Below are 19126 nucleotides of genomic sequence, written 5' to 3'. Positions count from 1 at the left end.
ATGGCGCTCACCGCTCGCGCAATGACCCAGCGGGTCGCCGCCACGGCGCTGACGAGCCTGCTGGTCACCTTGATAGCGGGACTACCTGCGGCTCAAGGGATTCCACCGCCAGTTGTGGATCCCGGCCGGGTGCCGGCCGACGGCAAGCCGGCGTCCGATCAGCCGATGCGGCAAGCCTTCGCCTGTGCGCGAACGATTACCGTCGCCGATCCGAACGTGGCCCTGCCCGCGCCCGGTTTCACGATGCTCAACGTCAGCAAGGCCTGGCAGTACTCGACCGGCAACGGGGTGCCCGTCGCGGTCATCGACACCGGCATCAACCCGAGTCGCCGACTGCCGGTGGTGGCCGGTGGCGACTACATCATGGGCGGTGACGGTCTGAGCGACTGCGACGCGCATGGCACCGTCGTGGCGTCCGTGATTGGCGCCGCGCCGCAAGGCACTCCGATGCCGGCCCCGATGCCGAGCACCCCCGCCTTCCCGCCACCGGCGGGCCCGCCGCCAACCGATGCGGGAGCACCGCCACCCGGCGGACCACCGCCGCCGCCCGCACCTCCGCCACCGCCCTCGCCGGTGACGATCACCCAGACGGTGGCACCGCCGCCACCACCGCCCCCACCGGACGCGCCATCGAACGGGCCGGGGGACCCGGCGCCCGGACAGCCCGACGATCCCGAGGTGCCACCACCGCCCCCGGGCGCACCCGACGGAGTCGCGGGCATCGCACCGCACGCGACCGTCATCTCCATCCGCCAGTCCTCGCGTGCCTTCGAGCCGGTGAACCCCGGCGGCGGCGACTTCGAGGGACGCAAGAAGGCCGGCACCATCGCGACACTGGCCAGCGCGATTGTGCACGCGGCGAACATGGGCGCGAAAGTGATCAATATCAGTGTCACAGCCTGTGTTTCGGCCGCCGATCCGCTGGATCAGACCGCCATCGGCGCCGCCGTCTGGTACGCGGCTACGGTCAAGGACGCGGTCATCGTCGCCGCCGCCGGCAATGACAACGAAGAAGGCTGCGCCCAAAACCCGACCTTCGACCCGCTCAACGCGTCCGACCCGCGCGACTGGCACCAAGTCAAGACGGTATCGTCGCCGTCCTGGTTCTCCGACTATGTGTTGTCGGTGGGCGCGGTCGACAACACCGGCGCACCGATCAACAAGAGCCTGGCAGGACCCTGGGTCGCGGCGGCGGCACCGGGCGTCGGGATCATGGGCCTATCGCCGGAAACCGGGGGACCGGTGAATGGCTACCCGCCGATCCGGCCGGGCGAGAAGAACATGCCGTTCTGGGGCACCAGCTTTTCCGCGGCGTATGTCAGCGGGGTGGCCGCTTTGGTGCGGGCCAAATATCCGGGACTGTCCGCGCACCAGATCATCAACAGGATTCTGCAGACCGCGCACAATCCACCCCGCGGTGTAGACAACCAAGTTGGCTACGGCGTAGTGGACCCGGTGGCCGCGTTGACCTTCGATGTGCCTGCGGGGGAACGGCTTTCACCCGCGGCTGCCAGTCGTGTTCTACACCCGGCACCGCCGCCACCGCTACCGGATCACCGCGCCCGCAATGTCGCCATGATCTTCGCCGGTGTCGTGGCGGCGACGATCGCCGTCGTCGCGCTGATCGTTCGAGCGAGGCGCGAGCGATGACCGCCGCCACGAAGCTGACGATCATCTTCGCCATCTTCATCGCCGCCACGATTGGATGGGCGGTTGGCGGATACCCCGGTGCGGCAGCGGGTTTGGTGACCGGAATCGCGCTCGGCGCCATCCGATGGCGCGGTCAGCCGATGTGGTCCTGGCTGATCCTGTGGCTTCGGCGCCGTCGCCCGATCGCGTGGACCGAGCCGCTCACGGTGGCCAACGACCGTGCCGGTGGCGGCATCCGCTACCAGGACGGCGTCGCGGTGGCCGCGGTCCAGCTGCTCGGAAAGGCGCACGCACCAACGCTGTTCACCGGTTCCACCGCGACCTATACCGAAAACTCCTTCGATGTCACCGAACTGATGCCGCTGCTGCACCAGAGCCTGGGTCTCACCCTGGATTCGCTCAGCGTTGTCACTGCGGGCGCTCGCCGTCGCAGCACGGGTGACTATCCCCGGGTGTATGACACGCTGATCGGCACGCCGCCCTACGCCGGCCAACGCGAGACCTGGCTCATCGTGCGCATCGCGGCCCTGGCCAATGTTGAGGCGCTGCGCGGGCGCACCTCGCTCGGTACCGCCACCCTCGCGGCCGCCCAGCGGATCAGCGCGGCGCTGCGCCAACACGGCATCCGCGCCAAGGTCGCCACCGCCACCGACATCGTTGAGATGGAGCGGCGGTTGGGCCGCTCGGCGCTGGACGTCTCGAATCGGCGGTGGCGATCGGTGCGCGGCGACAGCGGGTGGTTGACCACCTATTGGTACCGGCCCGGCGACATCACCTCGGACACGCTGGCCGAAGCGTGGTCGGCACGCGTCGACGGGATCGTGCAGAACATCACGCTTTTCAGTGACGGCACCGCGACGGCCACCGTCACCGTACGCAGCGCCCAGCCACCTTCGGCATCGCTGAGCATGCGACTGAAGACCCTGTGGGGCGAGCAGGCCCAAGCCGTCGCCGCCAGTCTGTGCGGACCGCTGCCACCCCTGCGCGGCATCCGTCGTGGTGTGCTGCACGGTCCGCTCGTCGTGCCGATCGGACCGTCGGGTGTGCTGCTCGGCAAGGTCGCCGGCGGGAATCGCATGCTGCTGCCGCTCGACGACGCCGGGGAGTTCAGCCGGGTGCATGTCGCCGCAGAGGACGCGCTGGCCAAGCGGTTCATCATCCGCCTGGCCGGTGCCGGCGAGCGGATCACCGTGCACACTCGAAACATGCAGCGGTGGGCCAGTGTTCGCATGCCGGACGTCGCCGTGACCGATCAGCCGAAGCCGGTGTCGGGCACCACGGTCAGCGTCGTCGACGGCAGCATGTCGCCGGCGCCGCGACCCAACACCCTCATCTCGATAGGCGAGCCGGGCGAGCCGTACCGGGGAACCGCAAACGTGTTGATCACCCAGACGGGTCCGGCGACGGTCGATGTGATCGCGGCCGACGGTCACCTGCATGTGGTCGAAGTGGAGCTATTCCGCGCCGAGAATAGATACGTATCGTCGGAACCGATGTCATTGCGAACCCCTGATCTCGAAGCGGTGGACACCCCATGACCAGCAGCACGACGCCGGCCGCCGCGCGAAAGTATTTCGATGCGGCGATGGCGTTGCTCGACAGCGACCCCGCCGCCGCGGCTGCCCGGTTTCGGGAGGCAACCGAAGTCGACCCCTCGATGGCCGACGCCTGGCTGGGCCGGATCGCCGCGGGTGACGAGGCGTTGTCGACCGTCGAACAGCTCTACAACTACGGCAGCCGGCTGCACCGCGAGACCAACCGGATCGGGGCGCGACTGTCGGCCCCGATCAAAGCCGGGCCGTATCTGTCGATCTCGGTGACCGAGGCCTCGCATGCCGGCCTGGCGCTGGCGAGTGCGCTCATCGACGATCGCCAATACGAGAAAGCCGAAGCGCTGCTTGGTGATTCGACGCTGCTCGACACCTGGGAGAACCACCAGTGGAAGCAGTACATCGAGTCCTATCTGATGTTCGCCACCCAACGATGGCCGGACGTCATCTCGGTGGCGGCGGCCATCTTGCCACCGCAGGCCATCATCATGTCGGCGGTCACCGCGGCCACTTGCACGCTGGCGGCACATGCCGCGGCCCATCTCGGGCAGGCGCGCGTCGCGCTGGAATGGACCGATCGGGTCGAACTGCGCGCCGGGTTCGGCGGCCCGACCGAGACGCGTCGTCAGCACCTCGAGACCGCTGTCACCGCAGTCGATCCCACCGACTTCCCGTTGATCGCCGCCGACCTCGCCTATGTGCGGGGGATGGCACATCGCCAGCTCGGCGAAGAGCCCAAGGCGCAGATCTGGCTGTCCAAGGCGACGATCAACGGCGCGTTGATCGAGCCGGCCAAGCAAGCGCTTGCCGACCCCGCCCTGCAGTTGGTCGTCACCGACGAGGACGCCATCAGTTCCCGCACCAACAAATGGGATGTGACCACCGAGCTGTCAGAGCAGCAGCGACAGGAGGAGGAGCACCGGGAGCGTCGCACCGAACTGCTGCAGGAGGGTCGCGCGCTACTCGACAACCAAGTCGGATTGGCCGACGTTAAACGCGCGGTAGCCGAACTTGAAGACCAGATCGAGGTTCGTGCGCTGCGGCTGGCGGCGGGCCTGCCCGTGGCCAATCAGACCAACCACATGCTGCTGGTCGGACCACCGGGCACCGGTAAGACCACCACCGCCGAGGCGCTCGGCAAGATCTACGCTGGGCTGGGCATCGTGCGCCATCCGGAGATCGTCGAAGTGAAGCGGGCGGATTTCTGCGGGGAGCACATCGGCGCGTCGGGGCCCAAGACCAACGAGCTGATCAATCGGTCGCTGGGCCGCATCCTGTTCATGGACGAGTTCTATTCGCTGGTGGAACGCCACCAGGACGGTCGGCCGGACATGATCGGCATGGAGGCGGTCAACCAGCTGCTGGTCGCGCTCGAGGTGCACCGCTTCGACTTCTGCTTCATCGGCGCGGGATACGAAAAGGAAGTCGACGAATTCCTCACCGTCAACCCTGGTCTGGCGGGCCGGTTCAACCGCAAACTGCGCTTCGAGTCCTACACACCTGATGAGTTGGTGGAAATCGCGGTCCGCTACGGCAAGCCGCGCGCCACGGTTCTCGACCCCGCCACCGCCGAGGCGCTGACCGCCGCCTGCGCAACATTGCGCGGGTACCGCGCACCCGATGGCCAGCACGGCATCGACGTCATGCACAACGGCCGATTCGCGCGCAATGTCGTTGAGCGCGCGGAACGATTGCGCGACTCCCGGGTGGCCGCGCAGCACCGTGTCGACAAAGGGTCGGTGACGGTAGAGGATCTGCAAACGCTACGTACCCAGGACATCGTTGCGGCGGTGCGGGACGCATGTGCGGAAAAGCATGTGCCGATAGTGCTTTGATCAGCCGCGACTCTTAAGCGGATGCGCTCGGGCGCGCAGGTGGCCAGCGTTGCGGGAAACCCCGTTGTCGGCGCAGCCGGAAAGCTTAAGATGCACGCAGGCCCGCGACCGGGATAGTGCGGTGGCGAAACAAGGCTGACGAATGGAGCGTCCGGCGGTGCACCGTATCTTGCTGATCACGGTGGCGTTGATGCTAGCCATGATCAGTGCACCTCCTGCCGTGGCGGTATCGCCCCCGTTAATCGACTCGACGGCGGTTCCACCCGATGTGACGGGTCCCGATCAGCCCCTCGAACAGAAGCGTGTCTGTAAGGCGCCGTTATCGCTGCCGGGCACCAATTTCCACGATGCACCGTGGCCCAATACCTACCTCGGCATCACCCAGGCCCAGAAGTTCGCAACCGGCGCCGGTGTCTCGGTGGCCGTGATCGATACCGGGGTGGACGCCTCGCCCCGCGTTCCGGCCGAGCCGGGTGGCGATTTCGTCGTCAAGGACGGCAACGGGCTCTCCGACTGTGACTCGCACGGGACACTGACCGCATCGATCATCGCCGGGCGGCCCTCGCTGACCGACGGATTCGTCGGTGTCGCACCCGACGCGCGGCTGATCTCGGTGCGCCAGACGTCGGAGGCCTTCGAGCCGAAGGATTCCCAACCCGACCAAGCCGACCCGAACGCGACGCCGGCCGCCGGCTCCGTGCGCAGCCTGGCCCGCGCGGTGGTGCACGCAGCCAATCTGGGTGCCGGAGTGATCAACATCAGCGAGGCCGCCTGCTTCAAGGCAAAAAAGCAGGTCGACGAGACCACGTTGGGTGGCGCGCTGAATTACGCGGTCAACGTCAAGGGCGCCGTGGTCGTCGTCGCGGCCGGCAACGTCGGCGGGGATTGCCAGCAGAATCCGCCGCCCGACGCGGCCATTCCCTCCGATCCGCGCGGCTGGCAAGTGGTTCAGACGATCGTCACGCCGGCCTGGTACGCGCCGCTGGTGCTGACCGTCGGGGGTGTCGGGCAAAACGGGGCACCGAGTGAGTTTTCGATGCATGGACCGTGGGTGAGTGTGGCCGCCGCCGCCGACAACGTCATCGCGCTCGGCCCTGGCGGCGACCCGGTGGATGCGTTGTCGGGCAAGGAGGGTCCGGTGCCGATCGCGGGAACCTCGTTCGCGGCGGCGTACGTGTCCGGTCTGGCGGCGCTGGTGCGGCAGAAATTCCCCGACCTGACGCCGGCCCAAGTCATGCACCGGATCGCCGCGACGGCGCGCCACCCCGGGGGCGGCGTCGACGATGCCGTCGGTGCGGGCATCATCGATGCGGTCGCCGCGCTCACCTGGGACATCCCGGCCGGCCCGCCGGCGACGGTGGATCCGGTCAAAGCAATTCAAGCCCCGGTGCCGGTGCCGGGCCCCGATCACGGGCCGATCGATGCTGTCACGATGGGGGTCATGGGTTTGATCGTCGCGCTGGGACTGGCCGCGCTCGTCGGGCGAGCCCTGAAACGGCCCTGACGACGCCCATGCGATCACTACGACTCCGGTTCAGCAGCGGTCACGCGATGTGGGCAGCCGCGCTGGGCCCGCTGTGCATCCTGCTGTTCATGGGGACGCGTTACGAGTGGGCCGGCCCAACCCTGGTAGCGGTCGGCGCCGTAATCGCGACGGTCACCTTCCGCGGCCGGCGGCTCACCGGCTGGGTGGTGGCGATGTTCGCTTGGCTGCTGCGGCATCGTCGGTCACCCGAACTCCCCTCCGAGGCCGAGGTCGGTGCCACCGTTCTGCCCGGCGACCACGTGGCCGTGCGCTGGCAAGGCGAGCATCTGGTCGCGGTCATCGAGCTCATTCCGCGGCCGTTCACGCCGACGGTGGTCGTCGACGGGAAGGCGAACACCGACGACGTGGTCGACACGCGGTTGCTGGAGCAACTGCTCGCGGTGCACTGTCCCGACTTGGAGGCCGATGTGGTGTCGTCCGGCTTCCGGGTGGGCACCACGGCGTCCGCGGAGGTGCTGGATTTGTACCGGGAAGTGATCGGCCGTGACCCGGCGCCGGCCTACCGGCGGACCTGGATCATGATGCGCGCCGATCCGCAGCGCGCTCAGGCGTCGGCCCGGCGGCGCGACGAGGGCGTCGCCGGGATCGCCCGCTACCTGGTGGCGTCGACCACGCGGATTGCCGACCGGTTGGCCAGCCATGGCGTCGATGCCGAATGTGCGCGCAGTTTCGACGATTTCGACCACGCGACTGAGATCAGCTTCGTGCGGGAGAAGTGGTCGAGGATCAAAGGGCAGGACAACTTCACCGCCGCCTACATCGCACCGGGCGGCCCGGATGTTTGGTGGTCGGTGCCGGCCGATCACACGATCACCCGAGTCCGCATCGTCGCGGGGATGGCGCCACGTTCCACGGTGCTGCTGACCACGGCGAAAAAAGCGAAAAGACCGCGCGGTTTTTCGCGCGTATCGGGTGGGCAGCGGGCCGCGCTGCAAGGCCAGACCGTCGTCTCCGGCCGCCATTGGCAACTGCCGATCGGGTCGGCGGGTGTACTGGTCGGCGAGACGGCGAGCAAGTATCCGGTTTACATGCCGTTCGACGATGTCGACGCGAGCATCAACCTGGGTGATGCCCGGGCATTCATGCAATTCGCCGTCCGTGCGGCGGCCGCGGGCGGAACCGTGACGCTCGCGGCGCATTTCCAGGAATTCGCCGATCTGATCGGCGCGGACGTCGGGCCGGAGTCGAAAGTGTCGTGGCCGCACGCGACAACCTATCTGGGCCGGCATTCTGGGGTGGACCGGGTGATCCTGCGCAACAACGTGATCAGCACCCCGCGGCACCGCCAGTTGCCGATCCAGCCGGTTTCCCAGCCCGACGAAAGTCGATACCTGAGCGCGCTGCCCGGCCGGCGCGAAGCCTCCTGACGCCTTCGCTCCGGGCACCTGGTTGGCCCAGATGAACAGGTATTTAACTGTCTTCGAGGTGCTGCGCGCCGCCTTACACTAAGAGTCTGCCTGGCCGAGACACCCGCCCAGGCAGGCTGGTTATCCCCGACGCGAAGGAAGATCTGACGTGCAACCACACGAGCACCCGCAGGCCACTGCGGTCATGGACGAGTTCAAGAAGTTCAGCGACGTCCTCGAGGGCGCCTTGAAGCAGCGGGGCACCGGCTCCTTCACGGCCAAGGACGAATCTGAGACGGTCGAGGTGGTCATCAACAGTGACATGTGTGTGACGCAGGTTCACATCGAGGACGGCCTGCTGCGGCTGGGCGCCGAAACAGTGCAGGAACGCATCAACGAGGCGCTCGCGAAGGCCACTGCCGAAGCGTCGGCAAGCATCGAGGCGGGTCAGGTGGAGACCTTCGAAAAGTTGTCCAAGATCGTCGATTCGCTGCAGAAGATCGCCGGGGAGGACTAGGGGAACCGACATTGTCGCTGCGGCGGGCGACCGTTCAGGGGATACGGTCAAGCCGTGCAGCTGTTTGTCGTTGGGCCGCCGAGGTCCGGGTTGACCATCGTCACCCAGTTCCTCAACGACCATGAAGACATCAAGATCTTCGACGAGATCGATCTGATCGAAGTCGATCGGTCGGCGGGGCCGATCGTGGGAACCTTGGCGGCCTTCCTGCTGGAGCGCGACCGCTACCAGGCTTATCGGCGCCGCCTGCAGGAGACGGCGAACCCGGCCCAGGCGCTGCGGGCGATCATGAGCGAAATCGCCCAGCCCTGCACGATCTGGGGCGAGAAGAACCCGAGATATGCGATGCGGCTGGCGGGCCTGCGGCGATGCTTTCCCGAGGCCGTCGTCCTGTTCGTGCTGCGCGATCCGCGTGAGGTGGTGAACTCGTATCTGCTGCACCGGGATTCGGACCAGCGCACCGATTTGGACTTCTGGATCAAGGACACTGTTGCCGAAGCCCTTGCGCTGGTGGAAGGTTCCCTGGACCCGCTGGCGGCTGACGACGCCGAATTGGTGACGCTGCGCTACGAAGACTTTGCGGCTCAGCCCAGGGAGACACTCGACACCGCGTTGCAGCGGTGGGGGCTGAGTTTTTCCGACAACCCGGTCGCATTGACTCATCACGCCCCGGAGACTGTCGGCGACAACCAGTTCTACCGCAGTGGCGTCCCGCTGCCGTGGAAGGCCGGCAACCTTGCGGCGCTTCACCAGGCGCCACGGGCTCGGGCCCGCATCGACGCCGACGACCCGGCCTGGTCTCGGGTCGATGCCCTGGCGCAGCGCTTCGGCTACAACTGACCGGGTGTGCCATGGCGTTAAGTGAACTGCTGCAGGCGCAAAGACCCGCGTTTTGTTTCGTCACCAATGTCGGCGACGCCGTGCTGACGCTGCCCACCCTGCGCGCTTTGGGTGAAATGTTCAGTGCACCAATCACATTGATCTGTCCCAAGGTCGCGTTCGACCTGTGCTTTCGGGAGATAAGCCCGCGTCTTGTCGACGTCACGGGACTGCCCCTGATGGGCCCGCCGCCATTGCCGGGAGGTCCGCAGCGGCCCCCCGACTACGACGCGCTGGCGGCGGAGATAGGTCCGGTCGATGTCTTCATCGACACGCTGCCGTGGAGCTCGCTGTCCAGCATCATCATCCACCCCCTCCTGCAACGCCTGGCGCCCACGACGAGCATCGGCTTCACCACCGCAGGCCACGATATCGTGATCCCCAAGGGGGATTGTCACTCCGCGGACTCGACATTCAGGTTGGCCCAGCTGTTCGATCCCTCGCTGCGCATCGAAAGCTATGCCCAGCCGGTGCCCATCCCGGCGCCAGTGCAGGAGCAGGCCCGATCGATCCGGGCCGCGGTGCCCGCCGGGGCCAAAGTGCTCGTCGTGCATGCGGACAGCAATTGGATGGAGAAGCGCTGGCCCGTCACCAGATTCATCGATCTGCTGGATCAATTCTTGGCGCGCCACCCCGACTTCGTGGCCTGGGTGGTCGGGATGGGATCCGAGGACCTCAATGTCGGCCGGCATGGCGACCGCGTGGTTTCGCACCTCGGATTGCCACTGGGCCTCACCGTCGGTTTGGTCGCCACCGCAGACCTTTTCGTCGGGATAGATTCCAGCATGCTGCATGCCGCCGATCTGGCGCGAGTGCCCGGCGTCGGGCTTTTCGGCGCAACGCGTGCCGACGAGTGGGGGTTCAGGTTCGCGCCACACCGGCACATCGATATGAGCACGATGGCCGACATCACCGTCGAATCGGTCCTGAACGCGCTGGAAGACCTGGTCGACCATGACATTGTGGTGCGACGCGATGGCCCGGCCGTCTAAGCTCTCGCTGGAGGTTGGTCGGGTTGAACGAAATTACAGTTCTGCGGGGCGGTCGCACGTCAAGTGTTGAGCCTGACGTGCTCGCCAACCTGCTGCGGGCACGCACCCCGGTGGTGTATTTCTCCACCCTGATCGGCGACTCCATCCTGACCCTGCCGACGCTGCGCGCGCTGGCCGAAATGTTCACCGCCCCACTCACATTAGTCTGTCCCAAGGAAGCCTTCGACCTCTGCTTCCATGCGGTCAGCCCGCGCTTGATCGACATCACCGGCACGGCCCCGGGGGGACCCCCGATAGGGCGGCAGGCAAGCCGGACCCTCGACTACGACGAATTGGCGTCCGACATCGGCGCCGTCGATGTCTTTATCAACGCCATCCCGTGGGACATCCCGTCGAACATATTCATCCGCTCCCTGTGGCGACGCCTGGCTCCCACCACGAGTATCGGCTTCCCTACCGACGACGACTACGACATCATCGTCCCGCGGGATCTGCCACACTCGGCCGACCTGACGTTCAAGCTGGCCCGGCTGTTCGATCCGTCGCTGCGCGTCGAAAACTATGCCCAGCCAGTGCCGCTCGCGCAGTCCGTGCGGGACGAAGCCCGGTCCATTCGCGCCGCCGTACCCGCCGGTACCAAGGTAATGGTGGTGCACGCCGATGCCGGCTGGACAGACAAGCGTTGGCCTGCAACCAGGTTCATCGATGTGCTGGACCGTTTCTTGTCGCGCCACCGCGACTTTGTGGTGTGGGTGGTCGGGATGGGCGATGAGGAACTCAACGTCGGGCGCGAGCGTGATCGCGTCTTTCCCTATCTTGGGCTCCCACTCGACCTCGCTATGGGGATGGTCGCGAACGCGGACCTTTTCGTCGGCGTCGACTCCGCGATGCTGCACGCCGCGGATCTGGCACGGGTGCCCGGCGTCGGCCTATTCGGACCGACCCGGCCCGAGCTATGGGGATTCCGATTCGGGCCGCACCGGCACATCGACCGGAGCACCATGACGGAAATCACGGTGGAGGAAGTGCTCGCGGCGCTGGAAGAGGTCGTGGCAGAGCATGTCTGAGCGGTCCGAAGGCGTACTGCACGACTCAACGAGCGCGGACTTACTCGCCGCCGTGCGTCGGTTCAACGACTTTGCGATGCGCTGGCACACCGAAGAGTCAACCGAGGCTGCCGCTCGCGAGGGCATCGCGGCGAAGGCCCTTTACCTGCACGCACTGAACTTCGCGCTGTGGCATCACGAAGACGCCGTTCGTCGGCCCGGCACCGACGCCCAGGAGGTAGCGCGCCGGAAACGCTGCATCGACGAGGTCAACGCCCGGCGCAATGCGGCGATCGAAGACCTCGACGCGAACGTGCTTGATCGCGTCGACCTGAACCCAAATGCGCCGCTGCACACCGAAACTCCCGGCACCATAGTCGACCGGCTGTCCGTTCTTGCCCTACGGATCGTGCATACGAATCGTGACGACCAGCCCGGCGCCCGTCTGGCCGTGCTCGACGAGCAGCACGAAGACCTGTTCGGTGGGCTCGAGCGGCTTCTCGCGCGCATGCAGGCCGGCGAGGTGCGCTTCAAGGTGTACCGGCAATTCAAGTCGGCAGCGCAACGAAGCTATTGCGACCTGTTCGAGAATTACCACCCCTGAGGCATCAATAGGCCGCGGCCGCCCACCATTGCCTCCAGTCGAGGTAGGGGTCCTTGTGTTCCTCGTACTGAAGATGAAGTGCCAGTGAGGGTATCGGGGTATACAGGGTGACTTGCTCTCGCCAGATCTTGTTGATGGTCGACGCTTCGAAGATATGGTGCTGCTGGCCGTAGGGCGTGCTCGAATACCGGGCGAGCAGCTCGAACAGCTCCCAGTTTCGGCGCAGCGTCTCGATCTCTAACCAGCAGGTATTCGTGGTGTGTGTGTTGGTGCGCCAGTGCCTCTTGGTGCCGTATACGACGCGACAGTCCTCTCGACTGAATATCGGGCTCCAGTAATTCTTCGGATCGTCATACGGATGCAGCGCGACCTCACCGCCGTCGAGTCGCTGCTGCAGCAACACGTGGACGTCGAGCATCTCTTGGATCGCGGAGGGGGCGTGCAGGTAGTCGTCTTCGACGAGATACACGAGCTCGCGGGCTTCGTCGCGCGCCCTGGAGAATGACGCGAGACAGGATGCGTTGTACCCGCGAGCGTCGAGCGCAATGAATTCGACCGGGTGGCTGCATGTTTCGAGTATCCGGTGCAGCGTCGGCAGGACTTCGCGCGACGAGTGGTCATCGAAGACCCGCAAGACGATGTCGCCCTCGGCGTGATTGATCGACGTGACGAGCGATTGCGCACAGCGCAGCAGGATCTCACTTTTGGGCGCGTCGACGTAGCGGTGCGCACCGTGCACGCTGATGTCGGAATGGGTCTGCAGGTGGATGTCCAGCTTCACGTCATCGACCGCCGCAGCATCGTGCGAAAGGCCGCGGACCAGTCGGAATCCGAGCCGCGGATACCCGGGGTGACATCCATCAGCAGCAGCCGATCAAGGTTGGCGGGCGCCATAAGTTCGTGGCGCGTCGGTGTCGACACCACATAGAGGTCCCCGCCAAAGCGTTGTGATACAGCAGCGGCGAGGCGGTCGATCGCCTCGTCGGTGAAGATGTACGGGATCGCGGCCACGGCCTGGACTTCGTCGGCGAGGTTGTCTTGGGTGTTGGCGACGAAGAATATCCGGCGCGTGAATCCGGCGACGCCTCTGAGCGTCTGCGATATGTGCGCAAACTTCGCCGTGAATGAATCAGGGTACGACGCAACATTTTTCGGCTCATCCCAGAAATAACAGTCACCCACGGCAGGCCAACGCGGCGGCGCGTCGGGGCGGCATTCCAACTCCGCGGCACGCTGCGGGTAGTACCGATCGGTTGCGATCATGGTCGCAGCGGTCGCGGGCGGACAGATCAGCCAGTCGAACGGCGTGCGTTTGATGACGGGAGCTGACCCGACGATTTCGGCCACGAGCGCGCGGTGTACCTGCAGTTGGATTGCTCCCTGGCACGACATCCCGAGGCTCACCAGAGCGACGTCGGCACACAACGCCATTTCGTCACGCCCCGTCTGGTAGGCGTGTGGCTCGGGTCAAGTCCACGCTGTCCAGCGCGCGATAGCCGGGTGCGGCGAATCGCTCGGCAATCTTTCGCGTCGCTTCGGACACCGGCCGCTCTTCGGCGCCGCCGCCGGCAAAGGGCCGAGGTGCGCGGTCCTTCGAGTAGAACCGGGATTGCTCGGCCATCCGGTCGATCGCGTCTGCACTGGTCGGCAGCCCGAAATGCGGTGCCGCACAGGCCCATACGGCATCGGGCAGGTCGGCATGGTCGAGGACAAGCCGCCCGACCGGCTGGTCAGCCGCGGCCTCGAGCATTGCGGCGAGCGCACGGGCCGCGAACTCGGCACGCTCCATCGCGGGTACCAAAGTCGGATCGATCCCGAAGAGCGGCGCGGCTTTAACGAGATCGGCCGCGGGCGCCAGCCAACCCGGCGGTTCGGCGAGGAGCGAGGCCAGGACGCGAGCCGGATCTCGCTGGACCCAGATCCAGGGTGTTTGGGGGAACGCCGCGGCAAGCACCTCTCGACGGACGATGTTCCAGCTGGTGCACTTGAGCACGAGTCGGCGTTCGTCGCCGTGCCGGCGTCGGCCGAGCGCGCGCACCAGCAGCCGCACCGCCTTGACCAGGAAGGCCGGGTCGACCTGTGCGGGATCGAGGCCGAGCAGCGAGTTCAGCGGCGCCGGCTCGGCCACCACGACGATGCCGGGCAATGTGCCGAGCAGCCGGGACACCAGGGTCGACCCGCACCGCGAGAGATGAAAGATGATGCCCGCCGGATCGAGTGACGGGGTGCCGTCGAGACCCTCGAGCTCGTCGAGGCCGGTGCGGACCAGCGGCCGCGCCGTCGGGCCGGATTCCCAGCGGGCGACGGTTTGGTCGAAGAACGGATCGGTGAACCGCTCGCCCGAAAGATCGGCCCACCAGACCGCCGGGGCTGGACCGGAGAAATCCAATCGGATCGGCGTCCAGTCGGCGAGTTCGGTGCGGCCCATCAGAAGTTCAGCGGGTTTCGTCGGGGCGGGTTAGGGTCGGAATCGGCCATCCGCAGATCTCCTCTTCGACGCGCATGAACGGCCGTAAACGCATCCGGGTTTCATGATCCGGTGCCGCCGAGCCGTCGGGGAGCTTGCCCCGCATGTAGTCCTTCTGCCAACCCGCCTGGCGAGCGAACGACCCGGGATACTGCAGATCCGTGTTGAACGCACGGCGGTTCTGCCACCAGGTGTGATAGGCCGCGCGCAATTCGTCGGGTGCCGCCGCGATCGACACCGTCTTCGGCACGAATTCATCGAGCTCGCCCCGCCGTTGCGGTACCAGCATGCCGACCGGCTCGTCCTCTTCGAAGGTCGCCCAGACCCGTGGCCGGGTGAACTTCCAGTTGAGCGTGAAAGTTGAAGGCGACCAGTCGGTCTCGACTAGTCCTTCCAGTGCCGCGATACCATGCTTCGGACAGTTGACCGGACCCCGGACCAGCAGATTGAAACCGGGTGGGGTGCGGAACAGGAACGGCAGGCTCCAGGTAATGATCCCGTGGCCGAAGTGGCTGGTCGGCCGAAACGTCGGCGTACGGTCGCCGAAGTCGAATTCGATGGAGTCCTGCGCGGCCGCGCCGTTCCACCGCGCCCGCACCCGCGCCGTATTCATGACAAGCCAACCGGCCTGGTTGGCCATCAGCAGGGGCAGGCAACGATTGGCGAATCGTTCGCGCGTCGAGTCCATCCAGCCGCGATCCCGCGAAGCGGGGACCAACTCGATTCCGTGCCCGCTGTGCAGCTCGTAGGCAATGAGTTCGCGATCGCCCGCAGTGAGCTCGCTACCGCCGGACGCCTGCGCTGACATGGATTCCCGCTTCCTAGTCGGTAATCGATTCGGGTGTCCCACCGCTGAGCTGCCGGCTGCGCCGTCCGTGTATATCGACCGGGACCTCGCCGATCAACGCGACACGGTGCATGAGGCGGTACTCGTCGTCGTAATCGTCGACCGCGCGGTGCTGGGTGGCGTAGTTGTCCCATATCGCCACGTCCCCTGGCTGCCAATCCCACCGGATAGTGTTCTCCGGCAACGTGATACGGCGTTGCAGCAACTCGAACAGCGTTTGCGACTCGTAACTTTCGAGGCCGATGAATCCGCGCGCCCACTGCCCGAGCAGCAGCGTGCGCTCGCCGGTACCGGGGTGCACCCGCACCACCGGATGTTCGACCCGGAAGGTGGATTCCTCTTCGCGCGCGGCCTGCAGCTGGTTGCTCAGCATGTTGGTGTCTTCCAGCGCGCGGTACGGGGTGGGGGTGCCACCCGGAGTCAACACGGCGCCTACCCCCTCGACGTAGCCGAGCTGGTCGTAGCGGTTGCTGCTGTGCAGTGCCCAGAGATTTTCGGTGAGGTGTTTCAGCGGCGCGGGCAACGACGCGTAGGCCGCCGCGGTCGATGCCCACAAGGTCGATCCGCCGTAGCCGGGCAGGGTCACCGCACGCAGTATCGAGGCCCTCGGGATGTTGAGGGTGAACGTGTGGTCGGTATGCCAGCGCGTTGCCTTGCCGCGTTGGGAGTCGACCACAGACACCCCGGGTGGGCCATCGGGAATCGCATTGGCGCCGAACACCCGGATCGGCGCGCCGAGCCGCTTGGCGAAGGCGAAATGCAGCTCGTCGTCGAGGTGGTGCTGGTCGCGGAAGAAGATCACCTTGTGACGCAGCAGTGCCGCCTGCAGCCGATCCACCACGCCCGCATCGAGATCACCGCCGAGCCGCACCCCATCGATCCGCGCGCCAATATGGGTGCCCAATTGAGTGACGGTGAGGGCGATTTCCGCCGGCCTTACCATCGCGGTGGTCCCTCCTGATTGCGGATGGGCGTGGCGATGCGAATATACCCATCAATGGCCGCTCCGGGGGCATATCGCGCTTCGGGGATAACCACGCCGGCCGCGGGCGCTGCTCGTCGTAACCATTCGGTAGCCGAATGGACCAATGTTAGTGTGACGCAATGGGTTTGTATTGGATCACCAACCGGGCCGAGAAGGAGGTGAAGAACTACCATTCCGAATTGGAGTGGCGGCGCAGATTCGTGGATGAACTCAAATCTCGAGGCGTCGACGTCGTTCTCGATGTCGGTGCCAATTCCGGTCAGTACGCCGGCCGCTTGCGTGAGGCAGATTTCGACGGCCGCATCGTTTCGTTCGAACCCCTCTCCGGGCCGTTCGCCCGCCTGCAGCGCAGCGCCTCGAAGCTCCCGCGGTGGGATTGCCGGCGCTGTGCGCTGGGTGATTTCGACGGGGCGATTTCGATGAATGTCGCAGGCAACGCGGGCGAAAGCAGCTCCATCCTGCCGATGCTGCAACGACATCGTGACGTGTTTCCCCGGGCAAACTACGTCGGCACCGAGGAAGTGACCGTGTCCCGGCTCGACTCGGTCGCATCGGAAGTCCTAGCGCCAAACGACGTTGTGTTTCTAAAAATCGATGTCCAGGGGTTTGAGAAACAAGTCATCGATGGCGGCATCGCAACCGTCAACGACCGTTGTGTCGGCATCGAATTAGAGTTGTCGTTCGAACCCTTGTACGACGGGGGAATGCTGTTTCAAGAGGCGTTCGATCTGATGGACTCGTTGGGTTTTATGCTGACGGGATTGGTGCCCGGTTTCATCGATATCCGCACCGGCCAAGTGCTGCAAGCCGATGGTGTGTTTTTCCGCGGGCACGATTGACCGCCGACCCGACCGCAGAAATGGACTGTGGATGAATGACAGGGGACCGGAGCTTAACGGGTGATGTCGGCGACCTGAATCCGAACCCCGTCGAGCCAGCGCTCGGTGTGGTGTCGAAAAATAGCCGTGCGAAAACCGCGAGAGCCGCGATGATCAGGTGTGAAATCGGTGCACGTGGGCCCTGTTTGGTGCATTACGATTGCATTCGGTCGTGGTCGGAGCACCGCTGGCCGCCGCATGTCCTCGCAAGACGAAAGAGGTGGCCGGTGATTGCACCACATCTTGCTGCCAGGCGACACGGAGATGCGGGCCGCCGGATGACAGCGTCGCCCTGCCACGCGCGCCGAACGAACAATACAGCGGCACAACAGAATTGGCATCCATGGGGTTCGCACCTCGCTGATCGAGCCGGTGCTGCCAGAGAAGTGAGCTACCGAGCACAGTGGCTTGGGCACGAGGAGAATGAGCCGATATGACGCAAACGGTTAACGTCGAATACCAAGAACTCATGGCGAGGGCCGACGAAATCGAGGCGCCGCTGCCGAAAATGCCGGTGGGCAACCCGCAGGCGCCGTGCGCTCTGTCATTCGTCCGCGATGCTGCCGTGCAGATCGCGATCAACGCGGACTCGTTGCGCTTGTACGTCCAAGCGTGCCAGCGGGAATGGAGTTCGCTGGCGAAGTCCCTCCGCAACGCCGCCAAGGCGTACGAGGAGGCCGACGAGGGGGCGGCCGACGACCTCAACGCGATCAACATGGACGGGACGTCCGGCGGCTCGTCGGCGAAGGTGTCGGCGAACGACAAGGCATCGCTGATGTGCGACCCGGACTACATCCCGGCGCCACCGCCCCCGCCGCCGCCACCACCGCCGTTCTCATACCCCTATTACGAGGTGAGACAGGCGGCGACGGATATCGAATCGCCCGACCAGGGGACGGCGTTTCGAGCCTTCGCCTCCGAGTGGAACAGCTACCAGCTGAAGTTTCAGCAGCTCGCCTACCGCTTCCGGCCGTTCGTCAACTGGGAGGGTGACGCGAGGGCGTCCGTCGAGTCGAATTTCACGCAACAGAAGCAGTGGATATTCGGCATGGTCACACAGTTCACGACGCTGGCCAAACAAGCTCAAATGGTGGCCGACGCGCACAATAAGGTCAGGCCATCGGGCAGCTATCCCGGCAATCCCGTGCAATGGGGCCAAGACGGTGAGCACCCCGCGTCCTACGAAGTGTCGCAGTGTGACTATTGGTACAGGTACTACGTCCAGAACAAAAGCCCCTACCTGTACATGGCGATTGACTGGTACCAAAAATTGCAGAAAAGGTCGGAAACCGCACTACAGACCTACATGTCGACCGGCGGAATTCCCCTGTCCCCGGCGAACCCAACCGCACCTTTCGGCGCGTTCGTCATACCCGATCCTGCCGACGTTCCGGACGGTCCGGATGTTCCGGATATCAACGTTCCCACCGACCCGTCGGCCAACATGCCGATGATGCCGGCCATGCCGACCTTGCCGTCGGGACTGGGCGGCGGCACGCCGCAAACCCCGCCGACCCCGGACGCCCAGGCGCTGGTGGACAAGGCGATGCAGAAGCAAGGCGCCCCGAAAGGCGGTGCGGGAGGCATCAAACCGGCATCGGTCGGTGGGATGGGCGGGATGCCGAAGATGCCGCTGCAAGACGCCGCCGGAGCAGGCGAAGCGTCGTCGCGCCCGGCCGCGGCGGCGGCCCCGGGTCCGGCCACCGCGGGTCTGGGCAAGGGACTGCCGGGCGCCGGCGGCGCGGGCGGCGGAATGGGTGGAATGCCGATGGGCGGGCACGGTGATAAGGGTGGCGGCAAAGGCAAGCGCATACCGGGAGCCGACGAGGACGCTCTCTACACCGAGGAGCGGTCGTGGACCGAGGGCGTGATCGGTAATCGTCCGCGCAAGGGCCCGTCCGAAAAGCAATGATTCAAAGCGACGGTCCGATCACAGTTGACGCACCCGTTTCGGTCGCCAACGAGCCGGAATTTTGCCGCAGTT

17 protein-coding genes are annotated in these 19126 nt (G+C 65.7%); 12 read left to right on the top strand and 5 right to left on the bottom strand.

What is annotated here, in order from left to right; all coding sequences use genetic code 11:
• The 10 genes from mycP (MJO58_RS27355) to MJO58_RS27310 all read left to right on the top strand — a co-directional run bounded on the left by mycP (MJO58_RS27355) (position 1) and on the right by MJO58_RS27310 (position 11965).
• A complete protein-coding gene (mycP, locus tag MJO58_RS27355) occupies positions 1 to 1650 on the top strand; it encodes a type VII secretion-associated serine protease mycosin (protein WP_434086391.1) in 1650 nt (549 codons plus the stop codon).
• Entirely contained in the window at positions 1647 to 3188 is a 1542-nt protein-coding gene (gene eccE / locus MJO58_RS27350; protein WP_090597940.1) for a type VII secretion protein EccE, read from the top strand. The genes mycP (MJO58_RS27355) and eccE (MJO58_RS27350) overlap by 4 nt, the downstream gene beginning before the upstream one ends.
• Positions 3185 to 5035: a type VII secretion AAA-ATPase EccA gene (eccA, locus tag MJO58_RS27345; protein WP_239721568.1), complete on the top strand. Its 1851-nt coding sequence runs from the start codon at positions 3185 to 3187 to the stop codon at positions 5033 to 5035. Before eccE (MJO58_RS27350) ends, eccA begins: the two co-directional genes overlap by 4 nt.
• A 157-nt stretch (positions 5036 to 5192) precedes the next feature.
• Positions 5193 to 6539, top strand: a complete 1347-nt coding sequence (mycP, locus tag MJO58_RS27340) for a type VII secretion-associated serine protease mycosin (RefSeq protein WP_090608262.1) — start codon at positions 5193 to 5195, stop codon at positions 6537 to 6539.
• A gap of 8 nt (positions 6540 to 6547) precedes the next feature.
• Positions 6548 to 7948 (top strand): type VII secretion protein EccE, encoded by a 1401-nt coding sequence (eccE, locus tag MJO58_RS27335; RefSeq protein ID WP_239721567.1) that lies wholly within the window; start codon positions 6548 to 6550, stop codon positions 7946 to 7948.
• Between the two features lie 148 nt (positions 7949 to 8096).
• Complete coding sequence (locus MJO58_RS27330) at positions 8097 to 8444, top strand: YbaB/EbfC family nucleoid-associated protein (RefSeq protein WP_239721566.1); 348 nt, start codon at positions 8097 to 8099, stop codon at positions 8442 to 8444.
• A gap of 54 nt (positions 8445 to 8498) precedes the next feature.
• A complete protein-coding gene (locus MJO58_RS27325; RefSeq protein WP_239721565.1) occupies positions 8499 to 9284 on the top strand; it encodes a sulfotransferase family protein in 786 nt (261 codons plus the stop codon).
• Between the two features lie 11 nt (positions 9285 to 9295).
• Positions 9296 to 10315, top strand: a complete 1020-nt coding sequence (locus MJO58_RS27320; RefSeq protein ID WP_090597934.1) for a glycosyltransferase family 9 protein — start codon at positions 9296 to 9298, stop codon at positions 10313 to 10315.
• 77 nt (positions 10316 to 10392) lie between these two features.
• Positions 10393 to 11382 (top strand): glycosyltransferase family 9 protein, encoded by a 990-nt coding sequence (locus tag MJO58_RS27315; RefSeq protein ID WP_239721563.1) that lies wholly within the window; start codon positions 10393 to 10395, stop codon positions 11380 to 11382.
• Entirely contained in the window at positions 11375 to 11965 is a 591-nt protein-coding gene (locus tag MJO58_RS27310; protein WP_090597929.1) for a DUF4254 domain-containing protein, read from the top strand. The genes MJO58_RS27315 and MJO58_RS27310 overlap by 8 nt, the downstream gene beginning before the upstream one ends.
• A gap of 4 nt (positions 11966 to 11969) precedes the next feature.
• Here the strand turns inward: MJO58_RS27310 and MJO58_RS27305 are convergent, their stop codons facing one another.
• From MJO58_RS27305 to MJO58_RS27285, 5 genes are read right to left on the bottom strand one after another with little or no spacing between them, the layout of a single operon-like run.
• Entirely contained in the window at positions 11970 to 12746 is a 777-nt protein-coding gene (locus MJO58_RS27305) for a hypothetical protein (RefSeq protein WP_239721562.1), read from the bottom strand.
• The gene (locus MJO58_RS27300; protein WP_239721560.1) at positions 12743 to 13396 is read right to left on the bottom strand and encodes a hypothetical protein; all 654 of its coding nucleotides are present in this window, start codon (positions 13394 to 13396) and stop codon (positions 12743 to 12745) included. Before MJO58_RS27300 ends, MJO58_RS27305 begins: the two co-directional genes overlap by 4 nt.
• Positions 13397 to 13400: 4 nt before the next feature.
• Entirely contained in the window at positions 13401 to 14393 is a 993-nt protein-coding gene (locus tag MJO58_RS27295) for a sulfotransferase family protein (RefSeq protein ID WP_239721559.1), read from the bottom strand.
• A gap of 7 nt (positions 14394 to 14400) precedes the next feature.
• Complete coding sequence (locus tag MJO58_RS27290; RefSeq protein ID WP_239721557.1) at positions 14401 to 15240, bottom strand: DUF6065 family protein; 840 nt, start codon at positions 15238 to 15240, stop codon at positions 14401 to 14403.
• A 13-nt stretch (positions 15241 to 15253) separates the two neighbouring features.
• The gene (locus tag MJO58_RS27285; protein ID WP_239721556.1) at positions 15254 to 16222 is read right to left on the bottom strand and encodes a TauD/TfdA dioxygenase family protein; all 969 of its coding nucleotides are present in this window, start codon (positions 16220 to 16222) and stop codon (positions 15254 to 15256) included.
• Positions 16223 to 16383: 161 nt separating this feature from the next.
• On the opposite strand from MJO58_RS27285, the gene MJO58_RS27280 reads away from it, so the two are divergent.
• Together MJO58_RS27280 and espB are read left to right on the top strand one after the other, a co-directional pair.
• Positions 16384 to 17103 carry an FkbM family methyltransferase gene (locus MJO58_RS27280; RefSeq protein WP_090597918.1) on the top strand — a complete coding sequence of 240 codons (720 nt, stop codon included), beginning with the start codon at positions 16384 to 16386 and terminating at the stop codon, positions 17101 to 17103.
• 472 nt (positions 17104 to 17575) lie between these two features.
• Entirely contained in the window at positions 17576 to 19054 is a 1479-nt protein-coding gene (gene espB / locus MJO58_RS27275) for an EspB family ESX-1 secretion system-associated protein (RefSeq protein WP_090597916.1), read from the top strand.
• Positions 19055 to 19126: the final 72 nt, after the last annotated feature.

The organism is Mycobacterium lentiflavum (genome assembly GCF_022374895.2).
GTDB lineage: Bacteria > Actinomycetota > Actinomycetes > Mycobacteriales > Mycobacteriaceae > Mycobacterium > Mycobacterium lentiflavum.
The sequence above is the reverse complement of the archived record's forward strand: the minus strand, read 5'-3'. Positions and strand labels throughout refer to the sequence as shown.